Origin of the sequence: Flavobacterium gelidicaeli, from assembly GCF_013294005.1 — a bacterium.
In the GTDB taxonomy this organism is placed as follows: domain Bacteria; phylum Bacteroidota; class Bacteroidia; order Flavobacteriales; family Flavobacteriaceae; genus Flavobacterium.
In genome coordinates this window covers 472,334-497,114 of record NZ_JABSNK010000001.1, presented here as the reverse complement: position 1 = coordinate 497,114, position 24,781 = coordinate 472,334, and the positions used below count along the sequence as shown (strand labels likewise).

Genomic DNA, 24,781 nt, shown 5'->3' with positions numbered 1-24,781 from the left:
AATAAATAGAAATAAAAAGGCTGTTACATAACAAGAACTGGCTAGTTCTCGCTCGTTATAATTTGCATGGTTTCTTTACTCACTTGTTTCAGAATCACTTTTTTCCCTGTTTCAACTGTTTCAGCTGCTAGGTCATTAAAATGCCTGATGGTATACAGGGTAACGTTTTCAGTAAAGTCAACTTTGAATTTTTTAGATAAAATAGCATTCATTTCTTTAAAATTGTCAAATTTATCTTCGACACAAACAGAGAAACTAATCGCCGAGTTTTGAATTAAATTTACCTTAAGCTTGAATTGGTGAAACAAAGAGAAAATTTCACTGATGTTCTCTTCCATAATAAAGGAGAAATCAATAGAGGAAAGTGAAATCAACAGTTGGTTTCTTTTCACAATAAAGCAAGGTAAATAAGGTTCAAGTGCAGTTCCTTTAGAAACACTTGTACCTTTCAACAACGGATTGATAAATGATTTTACATACAAAGGGATTTCCTTTTTTTGTAAAGGTTGCAATGTTTTTGGGTGAATTACGGTGGCACCATAAAAAGCTAATTCAATGGCTTCACGATACGAAATTTGGTTCAGCAAACTAGCATTTTCAAAATACCTTGGATCAGCATTCATCACTCCAGGAACATCTTTCCAGATCGTTACACTTTCGGCGTTTAAACAATAGGCAAAAATGGCTGCAGTATAATCAGACCCTTCACGGCCTAATGTAGTGGTGAAATTATTCTCGTCAGATCCTAAGAAACCTTGTGTAATGTTTAAGTTTTTTCGTTTAATATTTTTCGAAATGTTCTTTTGAGTCGCTTCCCAATCAACCTCTGCATCTCTATAATTTGCATTGGTTTTAATGAAATTTCGAACATCAATCCATTCTGTTTTTATTTTCATGAAATTCATGAAATGGGCTAATATGGTTGTCGAAATCAACTCTCCATAGCTCACTACTTGATCGTAAACAAAGTTATAATTAGGCGATTTGTTGTTTTCTAGGAAATACTCTAAGTCGGCAAACTGTTTGTTTACAGCGGCAAAAACCTCCTGCTTTTCATCTTCAAATAAATCCAGCAAAATTTGATTGTGGTATTTTTTTACGTCTTGTACTGATGATTTTAAAGCAGATGATTTCTCAAAATAGTCTTTGATAACTACTTCAAGTGCATTTGTAGTTTTCCCCATTGCAGATACTACAAGTAATACATCTTCATAACCTACTTTTTGTAAAACGTCATAGACATTTTTTATTCCTTCGGCATCTTTTACTGATGCTCCTCCAAATTTGAATACTCTCATAATTATCTAAACAAAAATTGTGATTCTAATTTCTTTATTGTCTTAGTTTATTGGCAACAAAATCATTGATTCCAGCCTCATCCATTTGAACACTGTGCCATTCTTGAAGCACTTTCGCGCCTGTTTTTTCGTAGAAATCAATAGCGGGAGTATTCCAGTCAAGAACATTCCAGTCAATACGGCGAACCTGATCTTTTTTGGCTTGTTTAATGATTTCGGAGTACAATGCGTACCCTGCACCAGTACCGCGCATTTCACTTTTTACAACAAGGTCTTCTAAATGAAGTGTTTTTCCTTTCCAGGTAGAATAGCGGTAATAGTATAACGCAATTCCTATAATTTCCTTTGTTTGTTTACCGTCTTTTGTATCAGTATCTATTTCGGCCACAAAAACAGAAAATAGTGGGTTGTCACCAAAGCCATCCCTAATTAAATCAGTTTCATTAATTAGAACTGCATCTGGCTCTTTTTCAAAATCAGCTAATTCTTGGATTAATCCTAAGACAGCTTTCATATCGTTTATTTCCCCTTTTCTAATAATCATGTTTTTGTTTTTTAAAATTTAGACGCTAATATTTACATTTTCCAGTTGTAATTTACTTCTTTTATTAGCAAATATACAATACTGACAAACTAAGTAAAGTTTATTGAATTCATTTTCACAAAAAAACCGATATTTGTGACTTCATATTAACTACAACGATTTCTTAATGGAAGAACGCAACAAGACCTTAGGGGAATTTATTATCGAAAATCAAAATGCCTTTCAGTATTCGTCTGGCGAATTGTCTCGAATCATTAACTCAATCCGTTTAGCAGCCAAAGTAGTAAACTACAAGGTGAATAAAGCGGGATTAGTTGATATAGTAGGAGCTGCAGGAGAGCAGAATATTCAAGGTGAAGACCAGCAAAAACTAGATGTTTATGCTAACGAGGTTTTTATTCAAACGTTAATTAATCGTGAGATTGTATGCGGAATAGCATCTGAAGAAAATGATGAATTCATCACCGTAGAAGGTAGTGATCACAGTCATAATAACAAATATGTAGTTTTGATGGATCCGCTTGACGGCTCTTCAAATATTGATGTAAATGTTTCTGTAGGGACTATTTTTTCAGTGTATAGAAGAATTACACCTATAGGAACTCCAGTTACTTTAGATGATTTTTTACAACCTGGAGTGAATCAAGTTGCCGCGGGTTATGTGATTTATGGTACTTCGACTATGATTGTGTATACAACTGGTCATGGAGTAAATGGATTTACTTTAAATCCTGCGATTGGAACTTTTTACTTGTCACATCCTAATATGCAATTCTCTCAAGATGGAAATATTTATTCTATCAACGAAGGGAATTATGTTCATTTTCCACAAGGAGTTAAAAATTACATTAAATATTGCCAGTCAGAAGAAGGTGATAGACCGTATACTTCACGTTATATAGGAAGTTTAGTTTCGGATATTCATAGAAACATGATTAAAGGCGGGATTTATATCTACCCAACGAGTTCAAAAGCACCTAAAGGGAAATTGAGATTGTTATATGAGTGTAATCCAATGGCTTTTATTGTGGAGCAAGCAGGAGGGAAAGCTTCTGATGGTTCAGGAAGAATAATGGAAATAGAGCCAAAAGAGTTGCATGAAAGAGTGCCTTTTTTCTGCGGAAGCTATAATATGGTTGAAAAAGCAGAAGAGTTTATGCTTCAGGCTAAATTAAGTAAGTACTAGAAAATAAAGTACAATTGAAAAAGATATAAAAAAAGCTTCCGATGAATAATTTCGGAAGCTTTTTTATTTATTTAGTTTTTCTCAGCTTTTTCAATTTCAGTAACAAAAATATCTAAATCTGCTTTATCATCTGCTAATTCTAATGCTTTTGCAACAATAGTATCTACCTTTTCAGGGGTGAAACCAATACCTAAGCATAATTTTTTTAACATAACCTCTTGGTTGTCTCCTAAATGGTGATCTACATTTACAATACGAGCCAAATCATATAAACGCTCAATTCTTTGAGAATTTAAATAAGGAGGGTTGATTGGGTATTTTGTAGGATTCTCTAAAATCTCTTCGTATTCTGCTGCAGAAATTTCAAGTCTAATAGCTAGTTTGTCTAAAAAAGCTCTTTCTTCTGGTGCAAAAACTCCGTCAGCTAGCGCTAGTCTAACGATGGATGAAAAGTGACCTTTATTTCTTTGTTTGAATTCGCTATCAAATAAATCTGAAAATGACATAGTTAAATTTTTATTTATATCGTGCAAATATAAATCAATTTTTAAAGTTTTAATTTTCTTTTTAATTTTTCTTTACGAAAGATTGTATTTAACTAAAATTTTATACTAGGATTTGGTTCATGTAATCTCTCTTAACCAAAATAAATCGTAAGTTTACAACCCCTTTACCAATTAAATATTATATAACCTATGTCACAGTTTTGGATTTATTTTCAAATAGGATTAAAGCATGTTTTAGATATTCATTCCTATGATCATGTATTGTTTTTAATAGCTCTGGCTATACCATTTTCTTTTAAGGACTGGAAAAGAATTGTTCTTTTAGTGTCTCTTTTTACCCTTGGACACACCATGGCTTTGTTGCTTTCTGTATTTGGAATAATTGCAATAAAAGGAAGTGTAGTAGAGTTGCTAATTCCTATAACGATATTAATTACCGCATTATTTAACTTGTTTACCGCAGGAAAATCCAATAAAAGCGAAAGCATAAACTTGGTTTTCTTTATAACTTTGTTTTTCGGAATCATTCATGGTTTGGGTTTTTCGACCTATTTTAAATCGATTCTTGGTGGTTCAGCAACTTCAAAATTATTACCGCTAGGCGAATTTGCTCTGGGAATAGAAGCAGCGCAAATTGTGGTGGTTTTTATTGTTTTAATTTTGTCGTATATTGTTCAAACAGTTTTTAGATTTTCTAAAAGAGACTGGACATTAGTAATGTCGGCATTTATTATTGGTGTAGTATTACCAATGATTATTGAAAATGAAATTTGGATACGATAACAATGGAAGAGACAAAAAAATTAAATAAATACGATAAAGCTTATCTCAGGATTGCAACGGAGTGGGGTTTATTATCTTATTGCAAACGCAAACAAGTGGGGGCAATTATTGTTCGTGACCGCATGATAATATCGGATGGGTACAATGGTACGCCATCAGGATTTGATAATTGTTGCGAAGACGATGCTGGATTAACTCGCTGGGATGTTTTACATGCTGAAGCAAATGCGATATTAAAAGTAGCGCGATCTACGCAGTCTTGCGAGGGAGCTACCTTATATATTACGTTGTCTCCTTGTAAAGAATGTAGTAAATTAATACATCAATCAGGCATAAAAAGAGTGGTATACCACAATGGATATCGCGATGATTCAGGAATTCAGTTTTTAATAAAAGCGGGAGTTGAAGTAGAGCATATCCCTGTATTAGAAGAATAAAATGAAAACGAATACTATTTATTTTCCTGTAATTTTAAGTGCTACTTTGGCGCTGGGGATTGTTATTGGCGGTTTTTTAAATACAGCATCCGAAGATCAGTTTTTAGTAAAAAACAATTCTAAAAATAAACTAAACAAGCTCATTGATTTTATAGATAATGAATATGTAGATGATGTTAATACGGACTCGATTGTAAACCTCACCGTAAATAATATTATGGGACAGTTAGATCCTCATTCTGTTTATGTGCCACCAAGTGAACAAGCGCAGGTAGCCGAGACTATGAAAGGTGATTTTATAGGTATTGGAGTTAATTTTTATATGTTTAATGATTCACTGGCTATAATAAAGCCTGTTGAAAATGGCCCTTCGGCAAAAGCAGGAATAAAAGCAGGTGACCGCATTTTGTATGCTGATAAAACAAAGCTCTTTGGTCGAAAGCTTCCTAGTGATAGTTTGTTTTCTTCACTAAAAGGCGCTGAAGGCTCTGAGGTTGAACTTACAATTTATAGAAAGTCTGAGCATAAACAAATTAAAGTGAAGATTAAACGTGATGTAATTCCGCTTAAAAGTGTGGATGCTGCAATCATGATTAATCCTACGATGGGATATATTAAAATTAACCGCTTTGCTGAGACTACTTTTCAAGAATTTAAAACCGCATTAGTTAGACTTAAGAAATCAGGTGCTAAAACATTAGTGATTGATCTTCGTGATAACGGTGGTGGGTATATGGATGAAGCAATTGCTATTGCAGATGAATTGCTTAAAGACAAACAATTAATCGTTTTCACAAAAAATAAAAAAGGTAAAATTCAAAAAACGTACGCTACTAGCAAAGGTGATTTTGAACAAGGCAACGTGAGTATCTTGATTAATGAAAATAGTGCTTCGGCAAGTGAAATTCTTGCAGGTGCAATTCAAGATAATGACCGTGGGTTGATTGTAGGACGCCGTTCTTTTGGGAAAGGATTAGTGCAACGCGAAATGGATTTCAATGATGGTTCAGCCGTGCGTTTAACCGTGGCTAGATATTATACACCTACAGGTCGTTCGATACAAAAACCGTATGCAAAAGGTGATGAGGCTTCTTATTTTAAAGAGTCAGAATCCCGATTCATAAATGGGGAATTGTATGAGAAAGACAGCATCAAAGTTGCTGATAGCTTGAAATTTAAAACTCCAAAAGGAAAAATAGTGTATGGCGGTGGCGGTATCGTTCCGGATTTATTTGTGGGGCTAGAAGTAGAGCACGGAAATGAAAATACAGTCTATTTAATGCAGTCTGGAATTGTAGGGAACTTTGTTTTTGAACAATTAGATAAAGACCGTAAGGTATTTGCTGGAGTTCCTTTTAATCAATTTGTGGTTAAGATGAATGAAACTGACAAGTATTTTACTATTTTTCAAAAGTTCTTAATTAAGAATGGTTTAGACTTGAAATTGGTAAAAAATAAAGACATTGTGAAACGCTATCTTACAGCAGAATTTGCCAGACAACTCTATGGTGAAAATTACTATTATGATGTGGTGTTAAAAGAAGACGCCATGATAAAAGCATTGCTTAAAAATAGCAAACGCTAATTACTGTTCTCGTTATCCCAGTCTTTTCTAAATCGAATAAGTTCAGTGTCAATTATTTCTTGCGAAGTTTTTAATAAATAATCGGCATCATCAGATAGAATTGGCGGGAAATAAGTGATTTTTATCTCAGTAGTAGGCTTTCCAAAGCATTTCATGAAATGGGGGATAAAACTATCATTACCCACAAAAGCATCCGATTTTACTTTGTAATCAATTGCAACAGGAATAATTGCAGCGTTTATTTGTGTAGCGGTTTTAAAGGAACCATAATTAAATTTTACAGTAGTAGGCAGGGTGTCTGTAGTTCCTTCGGGGAAATTAATCACAGAGTAACCGTCGTTTATTACTTTCTTAATAGTGTCACAAGTTTTTTGCCTACTATCTTGACATTCTCTTTCTACAAATATCACTCCTGATATTTTGCATAAATACCCTATTAAAGGCCAGGAAGCAACTTCTTTTTTTCCTACAGGAAAAGCGTTAAGATGACTAACAATAAGTATGGGGTCAAAATAAGAGCGGTGATTAGCGACAATTAATCCTTGTGTGGTAGGGATATCTCCATAAACAATAGCATGGATTCCTAAAATTTTATTGATGGTTTTAATCAAAAAGTCACGCATTATAAGTGCATTTCGGTTTGTGGTTTTTTCATTCCAAAACAAACTCGCAATGTAAAAGGATAGTGATAAAATAGAAATAAAAATCACAAATACAATTAATCGTATTGTGCTTAATAGTAGTGATAGCATGTGTTGGTTTTATATTGGGAGCCAATATACTGCTATTTTAGTTACTATATTTTTATATGTGGGGATTAACATTTTTATTTAGGCATTTAAATTAAAATGCCATTTAATAAATAGCTAATAAGAAGATTTCTTATAATTTCTCGTTTGTCTTTTCTTCAATTGCTTTAGACATTCTGAAGATTAATAATATTAGTACTGCGCAAAATGAGGCTGCAATACCAATAAATGCAACAATACTGTCTCCTTGAAAAGGATTTTTAAAATCTAGTAAAGTAATGTTGAATACGATAAGTGCCAATGCTAGGAACACTAAAATGTTAGTGAAAATTTTCATAATATGGTATTTTTTATTCTACTTCAATGTGATAATTTTTAATTTTAAACGATTGTTATACAACTGTTTTTAAATATCAAACTATAAGCACATTGGACATTAGGGAGTAAATTTATAAAAAAAAATGTTAGACAAACAAACCTTTAACATTAGCTGCAAATAATTTAACAGCAATCGCTAATAAGACTACGCCAAAAGTCTTTCTAATCACACCTAATCCATTCTCGCCTAACATACGTTCTATCTTAGAAGAAGATTTGAGAACTATGTAAACAACAATAATATTAAGGATAATAGCAATGATAATATTTATGGTGTGAAATTGTGATTTTAAGGATAATAAGGTAGTCATTGTTCCTGCTCCAGCAATCAAAGGAAACGCTAATGGGACAATCGAGGCAGAACTTGCTTCTTCGTCTTTGTAGATCCGTATTCCTAAAATCATTTCTAACGCTAGAAAAAACAATACAAATGCACCTGCTACTGCAAATGAGTGAACGTCAATTCCGATTAGATTTAGAATCTCTTCTCCTACAAATAAAAAGACAATCATTATCAATGCTGAAGTAATAGACGCTTTACCAGATTCTAAGTGTCCAAATTTTGTACGTAAGTCAATAATAATTGGAATAGAACCAATAATATCGATAACTGCAAATAGCACCATACCTACTGTAACTATTTCTCTAAGGTCAATAAACATAAGATTTTTTTAGTTTGCTAAGGTAAACATTTTAGTGAAAAATTGAATAAAATGAGGTTCAAATACAAAATAACAATTGGATTCGCTTTTTGCCTTTAAATTTTTTGAATTTCCTGTTTTATTTTTATGATTTCACGCTCTTTTTACAAATTCTAAGAGTTTGTTTTAAAGATTTAATTCATTTAAAAAGCCCTTTTTAACAATTCCTTTTATCTTAGTTTGTCTATCTTTGCACTTTATAATCACAAGTACACTACCATGTTTCAATTAGGAAAAACCATCGTCTCAGAAGATATATTAGAAAAAGATTTTGTTTGCAATTTGTCTGCCTGTAAAGGTGCTTGTTGCGTAGATGGAGATGCTGGAGCGCCTTTGAGTCTTGAAGAAACAAAAATCCTTGAGGAAATTTATCCTAAAGTAAAACCTTTTTTGAGAAAAGAAGGAATTGCTGCGATAGAGGCACAAGGAACTTGGGTCAATGGAACTGATGGCGATCTTGAAACACCGCTAATTGATAATAAAGATTGTTCATACGTTATTTTTGACGGTAAGACTGCATTATGTGGTATTGAGCAAGCGTACAATCAAGGAATTATTGACTGGAAAAAGCCTGTGTCTTGCCATCTGTATCCTATTAGAGTAAAAGACTTCACTGAATTTGCTGCAGTTAATTATGATAAATGGGACATTTGTGACGCAGCTTGTTCTTTAGGTCAAGAATTAGAAGTTCCGGTCTATAAGTTTGTCAAGGAGGCTTTGATTAGGAAATTTGGTCCAGACTGGTATGCTGAACTGGATAAAGTAGCGCAGGATATGAAGCGCTCTTAAATTATAGCAAATAGATTAGAAAACGATTTTTGTTAGAATTCATTTATTTGAAACTATAAATAGTATCGCCTTTTAAATTTTTATTTTTAAAAAGCGACTTATTTTATATTTGTCAGAATTCTAAAATCCTATATTTTACGGTATTTAACACGTTTTCGGCATTTTTAAATAACTGAAATTCAGCCAATTGTAATTTAAAAGTATTTTCGTATAAATTTTCTATTTGTTAAAAACTCAAGCCGATTGTGGATAAGTTTGGCTTTCTTTTTTGCTTACAAATGACAACCTTTGTAAAGCCCCCAATCATCAAAATATTTGTTGAAATCTCAAAAAAATAAACACAGCAATGTCGCAAATTGAACCAATTTTACAAGAGAATAAAAACCGTTTTGTTATTTTTCCAATCAAGCACCATGATATATGGGAGTTTTATAAATCAATGGAGGCAAGTTTTTGGACTGCAGAAGAAATTGATTTATCGCAAGATTTGAATGATTGGAATAATAAACTGAATGATGATGAAAGGTATTTTATAAAACACATTCTAGCTTTTTTTGCTGCTTCTGACGGGATCGTAAATGAAAACTTGGCAGAGAACTTTGTAAATGAAGTGCAATATGCTGAGGCAAAATTCTTTTATGGTTTCCAAATCATGATGGAAAATATTCATAGTGAGACGTACTCTTTATTAATAGATACCTATGTGAAGGATGAGGCTGAAAAAGATGATTTATTTAATGCTTTAGAAGTTTTTCCTGCGATCAAGAAAAAAGCAGATTGGGCTTTACAATGGATAGAATCTGATTCTTTTGCCGAAAGGTTAATTGCTTTTGCAGCGGTAGAAGGGATTTTCTTCTCAGGTGCATTTTGTTCGATCTATTGGTTGAAAAAAAGAGGGTTAATGCCAGGTTTGACTTTTTCTAACGAGTTAATTTCTCGTGATGAAGGTGTTCACTGTGACTTTGCAGTACACTTACACAACCACCACCTAATAAATAAAGTGCCAAAAGAAAGAATTAGAAGTATAATTGTGGATGCCTTAAACATCGAAAGAGAGTTTATTACTGAATCACTTCCTGTGAGTTTAATAGGAATGAATGCGGTTTTAATGACACAATACCTAGAATTTGTTGCTGATAGATTATTAGTAGAACTAGGTTGTGAAAGAGAATACAATACCACAAATCCATTTGACTTTATGGATATGATTTCGCTTCAAGGAAAAACAAACTTCTTTGAGAAAAAAGTAGCCGAATACCAAAAATCTGGTGTAATGAATACCGATGGTGACGCGCAAAAGATTTCATTTGACGCTGATTTTTAAATCGGTAACTGAGTTAGAAAATTAATAAATACCACATTTAATGGGTGTTTTTGAAAGTAAATTTTTCAAAAGTAACCGTTAGTCAATTTGCTTGCTTCTTTTAGCAACAGCTATTTCTATGCTTTTTTTGTAAGGAAATTAAAGTTGTTATAAGAACAGGGTTGAGCAGCGCCATGTGGTGCACTGTTCTAAAAAATAATACAAATAACAAAAAAAACAGGAAAGGGATTTTCTGTTTTAAAAAAAAACCAAAAGAGTATGTACGTAGTAAAAAGAGATGGTCGTAAAGAGCCTGTAATGTTTGACAAAATCACAGATAGAATTAAAAAACTATGCTATGGTTTGAATGATTTAGTAGATGCTGTGAAAGTGGCAATGCGAGTAATTGAAGGACTTTATGATGGAGTTTCTACGTCTGAGTTAGATAATTTAGCAGCCGAGACTGCTGCTTCGATGACGATTGCGCATCCTGATTATGCACAATTAGCAGCGAGAATTGCAATTTCGAATTTGCATTCTAATACAACAAAATCATTTTCGGAAACAATGACCGAAATGTTTGAATATGTAAACCCAAGAAATGGGCAATATGCGCCATTAATTGCTGATGATGTTTACAAAGTAATTCAAGAAAATGCTGAGTTTTTAGACTCACATATTATTTACAATAGAGATTTTAACTACGATTATTTCGGTTTTAAAACATTAGAACGTTCTTACTTGCTTAAGATAAACGGGAAAATTGTTGAAAGACCTCAACATATGTTAATGCGTGTTTCGGTAGGGATTCACCTAGATGATTTGGAGTCGGTTTTAGAAACTTACGATTTAATGTCTAAAAAATTCTTTACGCATGCAACGCCTACATTATTTAATTCTGGTACACCAAAACCTCAAATGTCCTCTTGCTTTCTTTTAGCAATGCAGGATGATAGTATTGATGGAATTTACGATACGTTGAAACAAACGGCAAAAATTTCGCAATCAGCAGGTGGAGTAGGGCTTTCTATTCACAATGTTCGTGCTACAGGTTCGTACATTCGTGGTACAAATGGAACTTCAAACGGAATTGTTCCTATGTTGCGTGTTTTTAATGATACAGCGCGTTACGTAGATCAAGGTGGTGGAAAACGTAAAGGTAGTTTTGCTATTTATATCGAAACTTGGCATGCGGATATCTTTGATTTCTTAGACTTGAAAAAGAATACAGGAAAAGAAGAAATGCGTGCAAGAGATTTATTCTTTGCCATGTGGACTTCTGATTTATTCATGAAACGTGTGCAAGAAGATGGAAACTGGACTTTAATGTGTCCTAACGAATGTCCAGGATTGTATGATGTATATGGAGAGGAATTCGAAAAAATGTACACTGATTACGAAAAAGCGGGTAAAGGAAGAAAAACAATTAAAGCACATGAGTTGTGGGAGAAAATTCTAGAATCTCAAATCGAGACTGGAACACCATACATGTTATATAAAGATGCAGCTAACCGTAAATCAAACCAAAAGAATTTAGGAACCATTCGTTCTTCAAATTTATGTACAGAGATCATGGAGTATACTTCTCCTGATGAAGTTGCGGTTTGTAACTTAGCTTCGCTGTCATTACCTATGTTTGTTGAAAACGGTAAATTTGACCACGAAGCATTCTATAATGTAACAAAAAGGGTAACGAAAAACTTGAATAAAGTTATCGATAGAAATTATTACCCAGTTGAAGAAGCTAAAAATTCTAACATGCGCCACAGACCAATTGGTCTTGGAGTACAAGGATTAGCAGATGCTTTCATTATGTTGCGTTTGCCTTTTACATCTGATGAAGCTAAGAAACTGAATCAAGAAATTTTTGAAACATTGTACTTTGCTGCTGTTACCGCTTCTATGGAAATGGCTAAAGTTGAAGGTCCTTACTCAACATTCAAAGGTTCACCAATCTCTCAGGGAGAATTCCAGTACAATTTATGGGGAATGAAAGATGAGGAATTGTCAGGCCGTTGGGACTGGGCTTCTTTGCGTAAAGAGGTAATGGAACACGGAGTTCGTAACTCATTATTAGTGGCGCCAATGCCAACAGCATCAACATCTCAAATTTTGGGTAATAACGAAGCATTCGAGCCGTATACTTCTAATGTTTACACCCGTCGTGTATTGTCTGGAGAGTTCATCGTTGTAAACAAGCATTTACTACATGATTTAGTAGACCGTGGTTTGTGGAACGAAACTTTAAAACAAGAATTGATGCGTAACAATGGATCGGTACAAGATTTAGATATTCCGCAAGACTTGAAAGAATTGTACAAAACAGTATGGGAAATGTCTATGAAAGATATTATCGATATGTCACGTCAACGTGGGTATTTTGTAGATCAATCGCAATCGTTGAACTTGTTCATGCAAAATGCAAACTATTCTAAACTAACGTCAATGCATTTCTATGCATGGCAATCAGGATTAAAAACAGGAATGTACTACTTGAGAACAAAAGCTGCGGTTGATGCGATCAAGTTTACCTTAAATAATGATAAAAAAGCAGAGCCTGTTATTGTAGAATCTAAACCAGCTCCTGCGCCTGTAGCAGCTGCGGTAGAGATGACAGCAGACGAATACAAAGCAATGATCGAACTAGCTAAAAATGCAGGTCCAGAGGATTGTGAAATGTGTGGGGCTTAATTAATATATAGAATGATAAAGGCCTCTTAATTGAGGCCTTTTATAAGGAATATGTGATCGAAAAAACACTAATGATGATGAATTGTTATAATTCACATCAATGTGTTTTTATGTCCAAAATTAAACTAGAATGTCTATTGTGTTATTATATGTATGGTATATGCTAGTAGAGTACCAAATGCTTGTATTAATTAACTAAATATCAAAAAAAAATGATAGAAGCTTTTATGTTTTTAGCATTTATGGTTTTGCTTATTGTATTGTTGGTAGTGGCCAAACAAGTTACAAAGTAATATCATAAACAGAGGTAGACTGTCTATCAGATCTAAGTGGTCAAAAATTAATTTTTAATCAGGGAAGTCGTTAGTTTAGCGACGGCGGCTTCTCTTAAATAATCGTTTAAACGAGTTACAAAGATAGATAAATATTGTAGTAAATATGCAACATTCTGTTAATAATTTTTCAAAGTTTTCAACATTCAAAGTTCATAAAAGTTAGTTGTCGATAATAAACATTTTGGTCTAGATATTGGTTACTATTGCTTTGCTCGTGTATATGGAGAATATTTCCCAACAATCTCATAACACTATTAAAAAATACTGTAAAAGTCAACGCCTTCTTGCAGAGTATATTTGTTATATCAAATAACATAATTATGAAAGTAATTCAATATACAAAGCAAATAATCAAGAAAAGCATACATTTAATATATTCTACTTGTATGAATGATTTAATCATCTACTCTAAACAAGCGAGTAATATTGAGCTATTTGTTCTAGCTTTTTTTATAGAGTGCAACAGGCTTTTCATTGCTGATAGTATCCTTATGAATGTACTTCAAAAACAAGTTTTGGTAAAATTATCGAACTATTGGAATAGGAATAGCAAACTAGCAAACGCTAATTGGATAGAAGTTAAAAACACAACCAATGAACTATTGAGTAATAATAGGATCTTTAATGGCTTGTACCATAAGGACAATATTATTAATCAATAAATTTGAATTAATCATTTTTTTTCGAATAAAGCACTTTAAAAAGTGTGTGTTTTCTACAAAATAAAACTATTTTTAGGGTAGCTAAAACCCAGGAATTGAAAACAATAACCCATGTAGAAAGCATTGAAACATTTGGTTTGTCTATCAAAATAACAACTTCGCAAACTCAAAACGCAATCCTAATCCAAAAACATTGGATGCATTTCAATACCGAGATACAACGATTAAAACTCAGCCAAAATACAGCTAATTGGGTGAAATATGGTTTTACTTATAAAGTCAGCGAAAAGTATTTCTATTGTGCTGCAATTCCGTTTTCAGGACAACAACTACCAGAAAATTTTCAGCGCTTATCCATTCCCAAAGGAGTATATATCGTATTTGAACATGCTGGAAAAATGGATGACATCAAAAACACCATTTATATGATTTATAAAGTTGAATTATCAAAAGCAATAGTTCAAGTAGAAGACCATTTAAAAGTAGGCTTCATTCATTTCGAAAAATATGATTCTCGTTTTAATTGGAATAATCCACAATCTGTATTTGAAATTCATTTGCCTTTAAAATCAAGTTCAGGTTTTAAATTAATGTCATGAGTATTTATAATATAATCGAATAATAATTCGCTATATTTGAGAAGGTTATGTTTTTATAAATTATTGTGCTATTTAATATAATTTCTATGGAAAATCAATCTTTTAAAATTACAGATAGTCTTTTTGCTTCACAAAGCCAACGACTATTAAATGCTATAATCGATTCCCTTTTTATTTACATTCTTATTTTAAGCGCTGGAACGACTATTGTTTTGGTAGCTGAAGCCATGAATAACTTTATTCTTTCAAGCTGGGTGGAAGAAATGAGTATTCCTGAAATTGTTTTTTATAGCTTGTTAATATTGTTTTTGTATTACTTTTTGACCGAAGTTTATTTTTCACGAACAGTAGCCAAATTGATAACTAAAACCATAGTTGTAAACTACGATGGCTCAAAACCAACAATTAAAATGATTTTCATCCGGACTTTAAGTCGTTTTATTCCTCTAGAGGGATTGTCCTATTTAGGATCTGTGCCTAGAGGTTGGCACGATGTATTATCACGAACTTATGTGGTTCAAAAAAAGGAATTCTTAAAGAATAAAGCTTCTTTTCAAAATGCTTGATAAGTATTTTTACAACAATTCGTTTTTGATATTATATTTGTGATAATCAATATTAATTCAGATAATTATAGAAATCAAGGGTTTGTCAAAGTATGGTTTTAAATAATATAAACCCCTATTGAATCCTATCTCAATAGGGGTTTGCTTTTAGGTTTTGTTATACTGTAATAGTAGTTTCAGCATTAACTCTCATTTGTTTGGCGGCGTTCACCATTTCGATTAATGCCTTCTTGGTTTCGTCCCAGTGACGTGTTTTTAAACCACAATCAGGATTTACCCACAGTTGATCTACAGGAATTACTGCTGCGGCTTTCTCTAATAAATCAACCATTTCTTGGCGTGATGGAACACGAGGAGAGTGTATGTCATATACTCCAGGACCTATTTCGTTAGGATATTTAAAATCAGCAAAGGCATCTAATAATTCCATTTGTGAGCGCGAACATTCAATCGTGATTACATCGGCGTCCATAGCAGCAATATTTTCAATGATATCATTAAATTCACTGTAGCACATGTGGGTATGAATTTGGGTATTGTCACTCACACCACTAGCCGAAATTCTAAAAGCCTTAATCGCCCAATCTAGATACGTCGCCCATTCTTCTTTTCGCAAAGGCAGTCCTTCTCTAATGGCTGGTTCGTCGATTTGGATTATTTTAATTCCTGCTTTCTCTAGATCGACTACTTCATCACGAATAGCCAATGCAATTTGAGTGCAGGTTACCGATCTTGCTTGGTCATTACGTACAAACGACCACTGCAAGATGGTTACTGGTCCGGTAAGCATTCCTTTAACCCATTTTGGCGTAAGCGATTGTGCAAACTCAGCCCATTTTACAGTCATGGGTTGTGGTCTCGATACATCACCGTAAATTACGGGAGGCTTTACACAACGGCTACCATAGCTTTGAACCCAACCGTTTTTTGTAAAAGCAAATCCGTCCAGTTGCTCCCCAAAATACTCTACCATATCATTACGCTCAAACTCGCCATGTACAAGAACATCAATTCCTGATTCTTCTTGAAAACGAATCGTTTCTTCTGTTTCTTTTCGGATAAGACCATCATACGCTTCTTGTGATAATTCTCCTTTTTTAAACTTGGCTCTCCAGCTACGTACTTCAGGAGTTTGTGGAAACGAACCTATAGTTGTCGTAGGAAATAAAGGCAGTTGCAAGGCATCAATTTGAAGTTGTCTTCGCACAGAGAACGGATTGTTTCTTTGTGAGTCTTCAGTGGTAATCGCAGCAACTCTTTCTTTTACGGCTGCGTTATGAATGATGGTGGCTTTCTTTTTATTGTCGTTTGCAAGCGTATTTTCTTCAAATAAGGCTTGATCATAATCAGTGATTTCTCCCGATACCAGATTGCGAAGCACCACCACTTCGTTTATTTTTTGTTTGGCAAAAGCCAACCATTGTTTCACTTCGGCTGTTAGAGTTGCCTCGTTAGTTTCTAGATCTAAGTCGCAAGGGGAATGAATCAAGGAACAAGATGGCGCAATTAAAACGCGATCAGCACCAAGGGCATCTACCGCCTTTTGAATTAGCGCTACTGATTTTTTGAAATCGTTTTTCCAAATGTTTCTTCCATCTACAACGCCTAGAGAAAGCGAGGTTGTTTCGGCTAATAGATTAGATTCTAAAATATCATCTAGTTGCAAAGGGCAACGCACTAAATCTAAATGGAAAGTGTGGACGGGTAGGGATAAGGCTGTGGCCAAATTTTCTCCAAAGCAATCAAAGTAGTTGGCTAGAATGATTTTTATTTGAGGGAATTTCTCGTTTATTTTTGTGTACGTATGCACTAAAGCAGCTCGCTCAACATCAGTAAGATTTAAGGCCAGGAATGGTTCGTCAAACTGTACGTAGGCTACTTTTTCGTCCTGTAGTTTTTGTAAAATTCCGAAATAAACTGGCAGTAATTTTTCGATAAGGTCAATGCTATGAAAGCCTTCTTGCTTTTCTTTTCCCAGTAGCAAGTAAGAAACGGGTCCTATAATTACCGGCTTAGTTTCAAAACCAGCAGCTTTTGCTTCTTTATATTCATCTATAATTTTATTAGAAAACAATTTGAACTCTTGATCTTTTGTGAATTCAGGTACGATATAATGGTAATTGGTATCAAACCACTTCGTCATTTCCATGGCTACAACATCTTGTCCTTCTTTTTGTGCTCCTCTTGCCATAGCAAAATACAAATCGAGAACCGAATTCTCTTTCGCGAAAGCGGCATACTGCTCCGGAATCACTCCTAATGTTAACGATAAATCCAACACCTGATCGTAAAAAGAAAAATCATTTGACGGAATCAAATCAATGCCTGCTTGAGATTGTAGTCTCCAGTTAGCTAACCTAATCTCTTTACCAACAGTTAAAAGGGCATCAGCAGTAATTTGACCAGACCAGTATAGTTCACTTGCTTTTTTTAATTCTCTGTTGCTACCTATTCTTGGAAATCCTAAGTTGTTTGTTTTCATGTTTTTTAGTATTTATTTCTTTACAAAGGTATGCGCTTAGTGTTTATTACTTAATTTTGTATTATAACTAAGTAATAAGAACTGAATAAGGTGTTTTAAGCAGTATTTTTTATTGTTTAGGAACTAAAAAGAGAACACCAACAGTAAAAAACGCTATGGAAAATTTAGACACAACTGATTTGCAGATATTAAAACACCTGCAAGAAGATGCTCATATCAACATAAAAGACTTGGCAGCGAAGTTATTTTTAACGGCTACTCCAGTTTACGAACGCATTAAGAGATTAGAGAAAGACGGCTACATTATGAAGTACGTCGCTTTATTAGACAAGCAAAAAATGAATTTAGGAATGATCGTTTTTTGCAATGTTCGTCTAAAAGAACACGCACGCAATGTAGGAAGTAATTTTGTTAGAGATATTGTAGCGCTTCCTGAAATAATCGAATCGTACAATATTGCAGGTGATTATGATTTCATGCTGAAAATATTAGTCAAAGACATGGTGAGCTACCAAGATTTTGTAATGAATAAACTCTCTACAATTGAAAACATAGGGAATACGCAAACCATATTTGTGATGGGCGAGATCAAGCACAGTACTGCTTTAAATTTTTAAGCAAAAAAAAGCTGTTAGAAAATTACCTTTCTAACAGCTTTTAAATTTTATAAACGCAGCATATTACAAGGCCGTAAACGGGTTGTTGCCATCATTAATTTGCTCAACAGATTGTCCTACTTTAACATTATCTAATTTTAAATCAAACAATCCTCTATGCATGGTTGCAATTCTAAGTCCGCTCGGGAAGGTCGTCCAGTCCTCCCAACTTGCCTCGATACCACCTATAGGAATAATTCCTACCCACATTTGCCATGCTCTAGGTAAATAATCTGCATCCAGTAGCCACAAGTAAGAGTCTCCCGGTGTGCTGCCTCCAGAGGCATAAGTAACTAATAGTGCATCTTGATTGCCTATTTTTACAATGCTTCTTGTAGTGCCTAAATCGCGTAATTTAAACGGAGCTACTAACCAGAATGAATCGTTATTAAAGTAATCATTTGCTTTTTTAATAGCGGCTGTTTTATCGTCTCCTGTTAGCAATTGTTCATTATCATAAGCAATCCCTTTTAAGGTTTGGTTGTTATAAATAACCGTTTTGCCATCCCATTTCACTTGTACATTATTATTGGCTTTGTCCCATAAGTAATGATGTTCTCCTCTAAAGGTAAACGAAATTGCCGCTGTAGTCTCCCATGCTTTTTGATTAATCTCAAGCTGAATTTTGTTGGTAAGCGCTTCGGCTTTTGAGCCACGCTCTCCTTGAGGAATAGGCTTGCTAGCGAAATAGGAGAAACCAAGTAATAAAACGATAATAACCAACAGAATGACTGCGATTATTTTAAATATTTTTTTCATTATTTTTAATTGTGCTACTTTATTAATGCGTTTCAAAAGTACTAAAATAAGCGCATTACTAGAAAATTCTTTTTTAGTATTTTGCGCAAACAAAAAGAGCTCAACGCTATAGCGTCAAGCTCTTTTAGGACAATTTGTAGTGGTGGTAATTAACTATTTGTATTGTAATTATTTAATTGCAGCCCACTTGCTGTCAATTGCTGAAAGGTATTTAGATTCATCTTTGTTCCAAATATCTAATGTGTTCACTTTAGCTCCGTTTATGTCGCCATTAAAAAACAAGTATAATTTATTGTCAACCACTTTAAACGTTTCAGGATTGATAGAGAATTTTGAGTCTTTTTCAGCTACACCCCAAGCGCAGTAACCGTTTACTTGTGGTAAGTATTTTTTAGGATTTGCTTTAAAAGCTTTTGCATTTTCTTTTGACGTAAAGTAATAAGTAACCTTTTCGTTTTGTTCTGCAAAATTAACGGTTCCTTTCATTGGTTTGTGGTCTTTTTGGTATGAAACGACATCATATCCACCTATAGCCAAACCTGATTTGTCAATAGCATCTACTTGTGAAAATACTCCGTTTGAAAATAAAGCAATAAATGCTACTACTAATGTTGATTTTAAATTTTTCATGTTTTTGATTTTAATTATTTCTATTTGTAAGGTTGTAATGCTGTTGTATATTAAGCTGTAACCGCTTCTGTAATTAGCTCCTTGGCACTTTCAATATTCCACTCGCCTTCAATCATGCGGTGTACGTAGCAGGCATCGGCTTGTTTTAATAATTCTGCTTTTTGTTCAGCAGTTAGGTCGCCTTCAATTTTGATTTTTGCGGTAACGTTAGAGGTTAGTTTACCACCTTCGCCACGCTTTACATTAAGTTCAAACTCGCCATCTACTTCACCTATCGTCCAGTTATTTTTTCTGGCAATGTATCGCACCGTTGCCACTTTGCACATCGCAATACTGGATAAGATTAAATCCTCTGGTGAGAACCCTAGATCAGTTCCTTTGCTATTTGCAGGCTCGTCACCCACAATCGCATGTCTACCGTTTGTAATCAATGATTGGTAACCCGTTGGAAGGTTTTTGATGTTTATTTTCTTTCCCATGATCTTATCCTTTTATAATGTTTTTCAAATGGCTACCCATCACTGATGCACTTTGTACTCCGTTTTGACTACCTACAATTTCTCCGTTTTTAAAGTAAAATAATGCCGGGATGCTTCTCACTTTAAACTGTGCTGCAAGCTCTGGACTTTTGTCTACATTGATTTTCGAAATCACTGCTTTACCGTCAAAGTTATTTGCTAATTCTTCAAGGGCAGGATGCAAAGCTTTACATGGTCCGCACCAGTCAGCAAAAAAGTCTACTAGTACGACATCGTTATTATTAATGGTAGCTTCAAAATTGGTTTTATCTAAATGTTGTATCATCTTAATGGTTTTTATATTGTATACCAATACGATTTATAAAAAATCCCAATTGTCAGTTCGAACGGAGTCGAGAACCACGAGAACATCTTCACTGCGCTCGATGGGACAAAATGGTATTGGTTTTAATGAATGAATTAAAAATTATAGTGCTGGAGCAAGTGGAAAGTCAATTGCAAAATCAGCTAGGTTATGAATGTAATTGCTAATGATTTTATCACCTACAACAACCACTACATCAATCATATTTACTTCAGTATAACCAGCTTCAAAAAAAGCAGTTTTAGATGCAGGAGTTGCTTTTCCTCTGTTTTCAACCACTGATGCTGTAAATTTTACTAGTGCGTCTAGTTTACTATCAAAAGCAGCAGATCCTCTACGTAATTCAAGAACTTGCTCATCAGTAAAACCATTCATTTTTCCTAAAACAGTATGTGCTGATTGGCAATAATTACAACCATTTATTTGGCTAGTGATCAAGTTTACTACTTCTCTCTCTTTAGCTTTTAAGCTACTTTTTCTGTTTTGAAGCGCTAAATAATCTCCTAAAGCCGTTTCGCTTTTTGCGAAATAAGCATATAAATTAGGAACAAATCCTAATCCTTTTTCTAGGTTATCAAAAATTGCTTGATTATTTGCTGATACTTCTTCTCTTGTTGGTACGTTGAAATTTGACATGATTTTTTATTTTTTGTGAATTAATAATTATATAAATAAGTTGCTTTCGTTACAGTAGTAATCGGTGATTGCCATATTCTGACAAAAATCTGCTTGAGTTACTGCAATCAATTGCGGTAATTTTTTTGTTTGATTCAGGTTAAAAGCATTTTTAAATCCTGAAATAAGTGTTTGTATTGTTCTCATAATTCGTTGTTTCAGTTTGATGGTACAAAGGTGCGACGAAAGAAGACCTTTAAGTTAGGTCGCTTTTCCCGTAGAGTTGTTCATTCTTCCCTTTTGGTGTTTTTTCGAGTAAAAAACGAAGTTTTTGATAGTTTTAGGAGCAGAAAGTGAAGTGCTTTCAAGAAAATCCGTCCCGCTTTCCGTTGCAATCTTTTGATTTTTAAGAAAAAATAAAAAGGATTTCCACTGCAATCGGGGCTAAGTGATGGCGATTGGTTTTTTATGAGCGATGTGAGAGGAGAAGAAAATAGTGTAAAAGTCAGTGACGGAGAATATATATACTGTTAAGTTTTTTTTTAGCTCACACATATTTATATTATTATATATCCGTAGTCGTTTTGATAATTATTATTATAAAAAAATTCAGATTTGTACAAAAAAATAAATATATTTGGGAAATAGTATAAATTAGAAAGCCATTGATAATTTGCCTTTAATCCGGTGTTTACGCTAAGGTTTATTAGAATTTGTATTTTTTTTAACGGGGGAATTATAGTATTTTGTAATAATATAGAATTTTGAGGCTATGTTTCAGTCGGAAATAAATGTAAATTTGCAATATTATAAAAGTAAAAAATGGCAAAAAGTAAAGCAAGGAACATCACAGAAAGGACTATTAAAAGATTGTATGCATTATCAGGCAATCAATGTACTTTTCCTGATTGTAATATTACTTTGCTAAGTTCAGGTAGTGAAATCAATTTTTCTAATATTTGTCATATAGAAGCAGCCGAACCTGGAGGTCAAAGATATAATTCTATTTCAAATGATGATTATCGTAGGAGTTATGAAAATTTAATGCTTTTATGTGCAAATCACCATTTGGAAACAAATGATGTTGTTGTATACACAGAATCAATTCTTCAAGAGATGAAGAAAAATCATGAAGCTAAAATTCTCAAATTAATATCAGGAAGTAATATTCTTATAAAAAACCCATCTGCTTTAAATATTATTGTTGGTTTTGTGGGAAATCGAATATTTGATGATACAATTACAGAAGAGCCTACTAATGCACCTGACACAGCAGATAAAATTTTATACAATAATGTTATTCTATTCAAACCAATAATTCAGGAATATGCTGTTTATCAAGGTAAATTAAATAAACTTTACGAGGAAATTGAGAAACAAGGCTCAACAAGAAAAGAATTTGTACTTCAAAATATTAAATCTATTTACCTTAAAGAAAAAGGGAAATACAAAGATTTAGAAGAGATAAGAGCAAATGCAGATATTATAATAGAGAGTGTTGAAAATGAACTTTGGAAAAATATTGAAAATTCTAGTAATCCAATTTCAGATTTACCAATTGAGGCTATTAAAATTGGATTATTGATAATAATGGTTGACGCTTTTATGCGTTGTAATATTTTAGAAGAGCCACCAAAATTATGATAGTAAATAAAAACATAAACCCCGAAAGAGATTTATATTACTTGGGAGGAAAAGTAATTGAGGTCCTCAGTGTATTTACTAGTAATGAAATTGATTATTTTGATTTATTTTTTTCAGTAAACAAATCAAACAAGATTTCATTAAAATTATATTCGTTAGTTTTAGATTGGCTATTTATTTTAGGAGTTATTAAAAAAGGTAATAAAGGATTGATAATAAAATGTTTTTAAAGCAACTCATTATACAAAATAAGAATACTATAATTAGAGATATTCCCTTTCATAAAGGAATAAATTTAATTGTAGACGAACGTCCTGAAAGTATCCGTCAAAAAACAGATACGGGAAATAGTATTGGAAAAACGACAGTTTTAAGACTAGTCGATTATTGCTTTGGTGGAGATGGGAAAAACATTTATCAAGACACCGAATTTAATAAGCAACCTAATACAACAATTGAAAACTTTTTAAAAGATAATGAAATTATTATTACTGTTGTTTTGGTTGATAATTTAGATGTCTCAAAAGAAGAAGTTGTCATTAGAAAAAATTTTCTAGCTCGTAATAAAAAATTACAAGAAATTAATGGAGAGAATTTTATTGACAACAAAGTATTTGATAAAAAATTAAAAGAAGTAATATTTAAATCGGAAGTAGATAAACCTACTTTTAAGCAAATTATATCAAAGAATATTCGGGATGAAAAAAATAAGATGGCAAATATTGTCAAAGTATTAAATTCATTTACTCGAATTGAAGAATATGAAGCTCTTTATCTATTTTGGTTAGGGATTAATACCGATAGTCATAACCAAAAAGAATTATTATCAAAAGAAAAAACTAGAGAAGAAAATTTTCAAAAAAGATTAAAAAAGGATGGAGAACTTTCTTTAATTGATCAACAATTAATTCTACTCAATGCAAAAATTGAGGAATTAAATCGAAGAAAAAATAAATTTAATCTCAATGAAAATTATGCTGCTGATGTTGATAAATTAAATGATATAAAATCCAAATTAAATAGAAGTGCAACTGAGTTAAGTAGATTGGAAATAAGAAAAGATCTAATTAACGAAAGTAAGGAAGATTTAGAACAAGAATATACGCAAATAGACACTAGTCAAATAAAATCTCTTTACGAAAAAGCAAAATCGCTAATCTCAAATATTCAAGTTTCTTTTGAAGATACGGTGAAGTTTCATAATGATTTAATTTTTGAAAAATTAGAATATATTACGAAAGAACTTCCTGAGATAGAACAACAAATACGGAAAATAAAATCTGAAATCATTCTCCTTCGTAAAGAAGAAGATGCATTAATAGAAACTTTAAATAAATCTGCTTTAGTTGAAGATTTCGAAAAAACAATTTTAGATTTAAACAAGCAGTTTGAACGAAAGGGAAACTTAGAAGAGCAAAAAAGACTATGGCTTTACTCACAAGGAAAGTTAGCTGAAATTGATGATAATTTGAATACAATTAATCAAGGTATTTCATCAAAAGATAGTCAAATACAAAATAGGATAACAGAATTTAATAAATATTTTTCTGTGATGTCAAATAGACTTTATGGCGAAACCTACTTGTTAAGTTCTCAAAAAAATGAAAAAGGATACGAACTAATCGTAACAAACCTTGAGGGGAATCCAAGTACTGGAAAGAAAAAAGGGCAAATAGCTGCCTTTGATTTTGCTTATATTGAATTTGCAGACGGGCTTGACATAGAGTGCTTGCATTTTATTATGCACGACCAATTAGAAACTATTCACGATAACCAATTAAATACAATTGTAGAGGTTGCGAATAGCATCAATGGTCAATATATTGTACCTATCTTAAGAGATAAAATACCTTCAAATATTGACATCAGCGAATTTGAAGTCTTATCGTTATCTCAAAACGACAAACTGTTCAGGATATAAAAACAAAACCCAAACAAAACCACAAAACGTCCTAGCCCGGATAGAAGCGGCATCCTTTTATGCTGGGGTTCAGCATAAAAGATAGAGCGGATAGCCGGATTGGCTCCTGAAAAAACAGA

At 33.1% G+C, this 24,781-nt stretch carries 27 protein-coding genes; 14 read left to right on the top strand and 13 right to left on the bottom strand.

The features are described 5' to 3' along the window. Positions 1–41: 41 nt before the first annotated feature. Together HNP99_RS02220 and HNP99_RS02215 are read right to left on the bottom strand one after the other, a co-directional pair. Complete coding sequence (locus tag HNP99_RS02220; protein ID WP_173850817.1) at positions 42–1,298, bottom strand: aspartate kinase; 1,257 nt, start codon at positions 1,296–1,298, stop codon at positions 42–44. Between the two features lie 34 nt (positions 1,299–1,332). Beyond that, positions 1,333–1,842, bottom strand: coding sequence for a GNAT family N-acetyltransferase (locus HNP99_RS02215; RefSeq protein WP_173850815.1), 510 nt, complete (start codon positions 1,840–1,842; stop codon positions 1,333–1,335). Positions 1,843–2,008: 166 nt separating this feature from the next. On the opposite strand from HNP99_RS02215, the gene fbp reads away from it, so the two are divergent. Then, complete coding sequence (gene fbp, locus HNP99_RS02210; protein ID WP_173850813.1) at positions 2,009–3,028, top strand: class 1 fructose-bisphosphatase; 1,020 nt, start codon at positions 2,009–2,011, stop codon at positions 3,026–3,028. Positions 3,029–3,099: 71 nt separating this feature from the next. On the opposite strand, the gene HNP99_RS02205 is transcribed toward fbp, so the two are convergent. Continuing rightward, positions 3,100–3,534: a tellurite resistance TerB family protein gene (locus tag HNP99_RS02205; protein WP_173850811.1), complete on the bottom strand. Its 435-nt coding sequence runs from the start codon at positions 3,532–3,534 to the stop codon at positions 3,100–3,102. A gap of 189 nt (positions 3,535–3,723) precedes the next feature. On the opposite strand from HNP99_RS02205, the gene HNP99_RS02200 reads away from it, so the two are divergent. From HNP99_RS02200 to HNP99_RS02190, 3 genes are read left to right on the top strand one after another with little or no spacing between them, the layout of a single operon-like run. Beyond that, the gene (locus tag HNP99_RS02200) at positions 3,724–4,317 is read left to right on the top strand and encodes a HupE/UreJ family protein (RefSeq protein WP_173850809.1); all 594 of its coding nucleotides are present in this window, start codon (positions 3,724–3,726) and stop codon (positions 4,315–4,317) included. 2 nt (positions 4,318–4,319) lie between these two features. Further along, positions 4,320–4,754 (top strand): deoxycytidylate deaminase, encoded by a 435-nt coding sequence (locus tag HNP99_RS02195; RefSeq protein ID WP_173850807.1) that lies wholly within the window; start codon positions 4,320–4,322, stop codon positions 4,752–4,754. A 1-nt stretch (position 4,755) separates the two neighbouring features. Then, entirely contained in the window at positions 4,756–6,339 is a 1,584-nt protein-coding gene (locus HNP99_RS02190; protein WP_173850805.1) for a S41 family peptidase, read from the top strand. Here HNP99_RS02190 and HNP99_RS02185 read toward each other — a convergent pair. The 3 genes from HNP99_RS02185 to HNP99_RS02175 form a co-directional block, all read right to left on the bottom strand. Next, complete coding sequence (locus HNP99_RS02185; protein ID WP_173850802.1) at positions 6,336–7,091, bottom strand: lysophospholipid acyltransferase family protein; 756 nt, start codon at positions 7,089–7,091, stop codon at positions 6,336–6,338. The genes HNP99_RS02190 and HNP99_RS02185 overlap by 4 nt on opposite strands. 130 nt (positions 7,092–7,221) lie before the next feature. Further along, positions 7,222–7,425, bottom strand: coding sequence for a hypothetical protein (locus tag HNP99_RS02180; protein WP_173850800.1), 204 nt, complete (start codon positions 7,423–7,425; stop codon positions 7,222–7,224). A 127-nt stretch (positions 7,426–7,552) separates the two neighbouring features. After that, entirely contained in the window at positions 7,553–8,128 is a 576-nt protein-coding gene (locus HNP99_RS02175) for a MarC family protein (protein ID WP_173850799.1), read from the bottom strand. Between the two features lie 258 nt (positions 8,129–8,386). On the opposite strand from HNP99_RS02175, the gene HNP99_RS02170 reads away from it, so the two are divergent. The 6 genes from HNP99_RS02170 to HNP99_RS02145 all read left to right on the top strand — a co-directional run bounded on the left by HNP99_RS02170 (position 8,387) and on the right by HNP99_RS02145 (position 15,112). Next, complete coding sequence (locus tag HNP99_RS02170) at positions 8,387–8,956, top strand: DUF3109 family protein (protein ID WP_173850797.1); 570 nt, start codon at positions 8,387–8,389, stop codon at positions 8,954–8,956. A gap of 346 nt (positions 8,957–9,302) precedes the next feature. After that, positions 9,303–10,280: a ribonucleotide-diphosphate reductase subunit beta gene (locus HNP99_RS02165; protein WP_173850794.1), complete on the top strand. Its 978-nt coding sequence runs from the start codon at positions 9,303–9,305 to the stop codon at positions 10,278–10,280. Between the two features lie 258 nt (positions 10,281–10,538). Then, complete coding sequence (locus HNP99_RS02160; protein WP_173850792.1) at positions 10,539–12,950, top strand: ribonucleoside-diphosphate reductase subunit alpha; 2,412 nt, start codon at positions 10,539–10,541, stop codon at positions 12,948–12,950. Between the two features lie 655 nt (positions 12,951–13,605). Then, positions 13,606–13,947: a hypothetical protein gene (locus tag HNP99_RS02155; protein ID WP_173850790.1), complete on the top strand. Its 342-nt coding sequence runs from the start codon at positions 13,606–13,608 to the stop codon at positions 13,945–13,947. Between the two features lie 95 nt (positions 13,948–14,042). Beyond that, entirely contained in the window at positions 14,043–14,546 is a 504-nt protein-coding gene (locus HNP99_RS02150) for a GyrI-like domain-containing protein (protein ID WP_173850788.1), read from the top strand. An 86-nt stretch (positions 14,547–14,632) separates the two neighbouring features. Further along, on the top strand, positions 14,633–15,112 hold the full coding sequence (locus tag HNP99_RS02145; protein WP_173850786.1) for an RDD family protein: 480 nt from the start codon (positions 14,633–14,635) through the stop codon (positions 15,110–15,112). A 157-nt stretch (positions 15,113–15,269) separates the two neighbouring features. On the opposite strand, the gene metE is transcribed toward HNP99_RS02145, so the two are convergent. Continuing rightward, positions 15,270–17,594 carry a 5-methyltetrahydropteroyltriglutamate--homocysteine S-methyltransferase gene (gene metE, locus HNP99_RS02140; protein WP_173850784.1) on the bottom strand — a complete coding sequence of 775 codons (2,325 nt, stop codon included), beginning with the start codon at positions 17,592–17,594 and terminating at the stop codon, positions 15,270–15,272. Positions 17,595–17,749: 155 nt separating this feature from the next. Between metE and HNP99_RS02135 the strand changes: the two genes are divergently transcribed. Beyond that, positions 17,750–18,211, top strand: a complete 462-nt coding sequence (locus HNP99_RS02135; protein WP_173837431.1) for an Lrp/AsnC family transcriptional regulator — start codon at positions 17,750–17,752, stop codon at positions 18,209–18,211. 63 nt (positions 18,212–18,274) lie between these two features. Here HNP99_RS02135 and HNP99_RS02130 read toward each other — a convergent pair whose 3' ends face one another. The 6 genes from HNP99_RS02130 to HNP99_RS02105 all read right to left on the bottom strand — a co-directional run bounded on the left by HNP99_RS02130 (position 18,275) and on the right by HNP99_RS02105 (position 21,304). After that, entirely contained in the window at positions 18,275–19,009 is a 735-nt protein-coding gene (locus HNP99_RS02130) for a hypothetical protein (RefSeq protein WP_173850782.1), read from the bottom strand. 168 nt (positions 19,010–19,177) lie between these two features. Further along, the gene (locus HNP99_RS02125) at positions 19,178–19,639 is read right to left on the bottom strand and encodes a YHS domain-containing (seleno)protein (RefSeq protein ID WP_217424375.1); all 462 of its coding nucleotides are present in this window, start codon (positions 19,637–19,639) and stop codon (positions 19,178–19,180) included. A 50-nt stretch (positions 19,640–19,689) separates the two neighbouring features. Further along, positions 19,690–20,118, bottom strand: a complete 429-nt coding sequence (locus HNP99_RS02120; RefSeq protein ID WP_173850780.1) for an OsmC family protein — start codon at positions 20,116–20,118, stop codon at positions 19,690–19,692. A gap of 4 nt (positions 20,119–20,122) precedes the next feature. Then, a complete protein-coding gene (gene trxA, locus HNP99_RS02115; protein ID WP_173837434.1) occupies positions 20,123–20,443 on the bottom strand; it encodes a thioredoxin in 321 nt (106 codons plus the stop codon). 141 nt (positions 20,444–20,584) lie between these two features. Further along, entirely contained in the window at positions 20,585–21,118 is a 534-nt protein-coding gene (locus tag HNP99_RS02110) for a carboxymuconolactone decarboxylase family protein (RefSeq protein ID WP_173850778.1), read from the bottom strand. A 27-nt stretch (positions 21,119–21,145) separates the two neighbouring features. Beyond that, positions 21,146–21,304, bottom strand: coding sequence for a hypothetical protein (locus HNP99_RS02105; RefSeq protein ID WP_173850776.1), 159 nt, complete (start codon positions 21,302–21,304; stop codon positions 21,146–21,148). Between the two features lie 615 nt (positions 21,305–21,919). On the opposite strand from HNP99_RS02105, the gene HNP99_RS02100 reads away from it, so the two are divergent. From HNP99_RS02100 to HNP99_RS02095, 3 genes are read left to right on the top strand one after another with little or no spacing between them, the layout of a single operon-like run. Beyond that, a complete protein-coding gene (locus tag HNP99_RS02100) occupies positions 21,920–22,741 on the top strand; it encodes an ABC-three component system protein (RefSeq protein WP_173850774.1) in 822 nt (273 codons plus the stop codon). Further along, positions 22,738–22,971 carry an ABC-three component system middle component 6 gene (locus HNP99_RS17830; RefSeq protein WP_371810397.1) on the top strand — a complete coding sequence of 78 codons (234 nt, stop codon included), beginning with the start codon at positions 22,738–22,740 and terminating at the stop codon, positions 22,969–22,971. Before HNP99_RS02100 ends, HNP99_RS17830 begins: the two co-directional genes overlap by 4 nt. Continuing rightward, positions 22,962–24,662, top strand: a complete 1,701-nt coding sequence (locus HNP99_RS02095) for a DUF2326 domain-containing protein (RefSeq protein ID WP_173850772.1) — start codon at positions 22,962–22,964, stop codon at positions 24,660–24,662. Before HNP99_RS17830 ends, HNP99_RS02095 begins: the two co-directional genes overlap by 10 nt. The last annotated feature ends 119 nt before the right edge of the window (positions 24,663–24,781 follow it).